This is a genomic window from Streptomyces sp. S3(2020) (assembly GCF_013044505.1).
GTDB lineage: Bacteria > Actinomycetota > Actinomycetes > Streptomycetales > Streptomycetaceae > Streptomyces.
The window spans coordinates 1-3,706 of record NZ_JABERD010000419.1 but is presented as its reverse complement, the minus strand read 5'-3'; the positions used below and the strand labels follow the sequence as shown (position 1 = coordinate 3,706).

The window sequence follows — 3,706 nt, the reverse complement described above, 5'->3', positions numbered from 1 at the left end:
TTGCGGAGGTCTCATCGGTCCTGGTGTTTGTGTTTGTTTTCAAGCGGAAGACGGCAGACGAGATGGTCAGGAGCCTCGTGGGCTCGGAGATGTGTATAAGGGACGGGTGGGGTCGGGGGACGGGTCGACGAACTCCGGTCCCGCGTAGTCGTCCAGGGGCGGGTCGTAGATGTAGCCGGAGACGACTCCGTGGGTGACGAGGCGTTCTACGAGGGTGTCGCGGTCCTCCACCAGCAGCGGGACCCGGAACAGGGGCAGGGGGCCGTTGTGGGCCGCTCGGTCGCTCAGGGCCGGGGAGGCCCAGGGGGTGCCCGAGAGGAGGGTGACGCCCTCTCTGCGGCGGGAGAGGTTCTCGTCCAGCAGGTTCATGCGCAGGTTCAGGCCCGCCCGGACCAGGCGCCCGTGGCGGGCGCGGTAGTCGTGGAGGTCCACACGGATCCAGGGGTCGTACGGCAGGAGACTCGGCGCCTCGTGGGCGGAGCGCGACAGCCTCGGTGCGTGCAGGGGCATGCGGAAGTCGTCGCGTTCCAGAAGGCCCAGGCGTTGCATGGTGCGCCAGGTTGGACGTACGAGATGCAGCGCGCGGACCGTCGAACGGGCCAGGGGGCGCAGGAACGTCGACAGGTCCGACTTCAGCCGCGCCGGCGACAGCAGATCGTCCCGCAGGAGCTCCAGCTCCCTGCGCGTACGCGCGTCCTCGACCGCCAGGAAGCCACCCGCCATCCCCGCCACATGCTTGGAGAGACTGAAGGCGGCCGCCGTGCCGAACGTACCGATCGGCTGCCCGTCCACATGCGTGCCGATCGCATGCGCCGCGTCCTCGATCAGCGGAATCCCCAACTGCGCGCAACGGTCCCGCAGTTCGACGATCCGGTCCGGCATCCCGTACAGGCTCGTGGTCAGCACCGCGTCCAGGCCGCGCCACGTGGACTCCGGTACGGCCGCCGGGTCGATGTTGCCGTCCCACGGCGACACCGGGGCCTGCACCGGGCGCAGGCCGGCCGCGAGGACGACGAAGAGGATCACGTCGTCGTTCACCGGGGACATCAGGACCCGGCCGCCCGGGCGGCACCAGCGCCGCAGGGCCAGGTAGAGGGCCAGTCGCGCCGAGGGCGTGTAGACGCATTCCCGTCCGAGCCGCCGTGTCATCGTCGCGGCGAGCCGCGATCCGTACGGCATCGTCACCTCTTCCAGCAAGGAGTGAAGGGGTCGAGGAGTCAGGGAGTCAAGGAGTGATGGGGTTCGTGGGACTCGTAGGACCCGAGGGGCCCGTGGGCTCAGCGCGTCTTCGCGCGCAGACCGCCGACCGTCTTCAGCAGACGGTCCGCCGGCTCCCGCAGCCGTGGATGCGCCAGCACCGTGTTCCGCAGGCCCCGGACCGGTCTGCGCCACAGGCGGTGGGTCGCGGCGACCGGGTGCGGCCGGTACGCGAATCCCTCACCGACGCGCAGTTCACGGGTCTTGAGCCAGTCCTTGTACTCCTTGTCGCCGCGCCCCAGGTCCATCACGTGCACGCCCTGCCGGCCCGCCGCCTCCGCCATGCGCAGATGCATGATCAACCCTGGTGAGTAGTAACGGAGTTCGGGGTCGTACGCCGTGAACCAGGCCGCGAACACGGTGCGCGAGGTGGGCCCGAAGTGGGCCGCGACCGGGCGGTCACCGGCGTAGACGACCGACAGGACGCCGGTGAAGTGCTCCTCGCGCACCTGGAAGAAGTGGTCGGTGAGACCGACGATCCAGGGGCGGGCGAAGCGGTCCATACGGCCCGTACGGCGGTACTGCGCCGACTTCCACCGCATCAGCTGCCGCAGCATCCCCGGATCCCGCTCGTCGAAGACGAACCGCAGCTCACCGAGGTCGCGGGCCAGCCGGCGTTCCTTCTTCAGGACCGTCTTGGCCAGGCCCGGATAGGCGCCGCGCAGCCATTCCGGATACGTGCCCTCGGTGACCTTCAGATCGACGACCGGGGAGGCGAACGTCCCGGTGACATAACGGCCGAGAGGTTTCTGCTCGTCGACCAGGTGATCGAACTCGAAGACCGACAGACCGCAGGCCCGCAGCAACTCCCCCGTGTCCCAGGTGACTCCGGGACGGTGGACCAGCGCCTGGCAGTCCGAGAGGCCGAGACCGATGGCCCGGCCGACACCGAATGCGTTGCGTTCGTAGGGGAAGAAGCCGACGGGCTCCCCGTGTTCGTGCAGGACCGCCACCCGGGCCCCGCCGCGAAACTTTCCGACCCCGGCCGCGAACTCCGGTGCCAGGAAGGGATTTCCGAAGTCGGGCGACTCGTCCATCACCCGGTGCCAGGCCTCGCGGAGCTCTCCGCCCAGCTCCTCGGGTCTGTGGATCGTGATCCGATTTCTCACGGACTTGCTCAAGGAGTTGCTCATGGAGTTGCTCTTGGATCGCATGGGCGACCGCTCCCCCCAGTTCCCCCACGACGCGTTCGCCGCGCCCTGCCACGCGCACAGTGTGCGGTGAGGCTCAAACGTCGCGAAACAGTACGCAGACTGTCAAGAGTGCCTGTCGTAACGGAACCGTACGGAGTGGGAGGTTCCGTTCCCTCCGTGTTTCCGCGACCCCTACATTGATCTCATGGCCGTGCCCGTTCCCGATGTCCGTGTGCTCATCTCGTACTCGCACGACGGCGACGCACACCGCAAGACGGTCCTCAACCTCGCGAACCGGCTCCGCCAAGCGGGCATCGACGCCTGGATCGACCAGTTCGAGGAGCACGAGCCGCCCGAGTCCTGGCCGGACTGGATGCGGCGGGAGCTGGACCGAGCCGACTTCGTGCTGGTCGTGGTCACCAAGGTCTATCTGGAGCGGTTCAACCGGGAATCAGAGGCAGGGGTCGGATCCGGGGTCAGGTGGGAGGGCGCGCTGATCACGGCCGGGCTGTATCACGGGCGCCGGTACAAGGCGCGGTACCTGCCGGTGGTGCTGCGGGAGGAGGACCGGCGGCTCGTCCCCGTACCGCTGAACCTGACGACGTCGTACGTCGTCGGCGAGACCGGTGACGGGGATCTCGCCCCGCTTCTCCGGGTCCTGCGAGGGAGCCCCAACGCTGTTCCCGTGACGCTCGGTTCGCTCCCCGAGGACGCGGCCCGGGACTGGCAGGTCGACCTGTATCTGGGGAACGTTCGGGAGGTCTGGAGGCGGCTCGACCCCGACCTGCGTCTGGCCCTCGCCCAGGACTGGGTCCTCGCCAACTCCGGTCATCCGGAGGTTCGGGGGCACGATCGGGACGAGCTTGCGGACGCGCTGGCGGAGGAGCGGGCGGGGCATCCGCTGGCGGGGGCGCTGCTGGAGGGCCGGGTGGCGGTGCTGCGTGAGCACTACGCCGCCGTGAATCCGGCCTCCTGGGGTCCCGTCGCGAATCCGCGCCGGATCGGCGTCGACCACGCGATCGTGGAGATGGGTTCCTCCTCCGGCGGCGGCTCTCCGTCGCCGGAGCGGTCGTTGTTGATGAGGAAGGTCGGTCGCGCATGGCTTGTGGCCAACTTCCGGGCGGCGTACGTGATTCCGGGGTGGCCACCGCGGCAGGAGGAGATACCCGGAGCGTTGCGGAATGGGGGTACGTGAGATGGCGGACGCTGAGTTCGTGCAGGGGATGACGCCGTTCCCTGTCTCGTATACACCTATGACGCTGCCAACGAAGAGGATAGTGTAGCTGCCGGGGTACCCGGTAGCTTTGAAAAAAAAA

General features: G+C 68.5%; 3 protein-coding genes. 1 reads left to right on the top strand and 2 read right to left on the bottom strand.

What is annotated here, in order from left to right; all coding sequences use genetic code 11:
- Positions 1–66: 66 nt before the first annotated feature.
- Both HLK59_RS48925 and HLK59_RS48920 read right to left on the bottom strand, forming a co-directional pair.
- Positions 67–1,179 carry a DegT/DnrJ/EryC1/StrS family aminotransferase gene (locus HLK59_RS48925; protein ID WP_171148158.1) on the bottom strand — a complete coding sequence of 371 codons (1,113 nt, stop codon included), beginning with the start codon at positions 1,177–1,179 and terminating at the stop codon, positions 67–69.
- Positions 1,180–1,277: 98 nt separating this feature from the next.
- The gene (locus tag HLK59_RS48920; protein WP_240983083.1) at positions 1,278–2,390 is read right to left on the bottom strand and encodes a GNAT family N-acetyltransferase; all 1,113 of its coding nucleotides are present in this window, start codon (positions 2,388–2,390) and stop codon (positions 1,278–1,280) included.
- Positions 2,391–2,595: 205 nt separating this feature from the next.
- Here HLK59_RS48920 and HLK59_RS48915 point away from each other — a divergent pair, with 205 nt between their 5' ends.
- Complete coding sequence (locus HLK59_RS48915; RefSeq protein WP_171148156.1) at positions 2,596–3,585, top strand: toll/interleukin-1 receptor domain-containing protein; 990 nt, start codon at positions 2,596–2,598, stop codon at positions 3,583–3,585.
- Positions 3,586–3,706 lie beyond the last annotated feature (121 nt).

Bases quoted from the DNA above. Each gene is read 5' to 3' on its own strand.
- HLK59_RS48920 (WP_240983083.1), bottom strand. From the start codon at position 2,390: ATGAGCAACTCCTTGAGCAAGTCCGTGAGAAATCGGATCACGATCCAC.
- HLK59_RS48925 (WP_171148158.1), bottom strand. From the start codon at position 1,179: ATGCCGTACGGATCGCGGCTCGCCGCGACGATGACACGGCGGCTCGGA.
- HLK59_RS48915 (WP_171148156.1), top strand. From the start codon at position 2,596: ATGGCCGTGCCCGTTCCCGATGTCCGTGTGCTCATCTCGTACTCGCAC.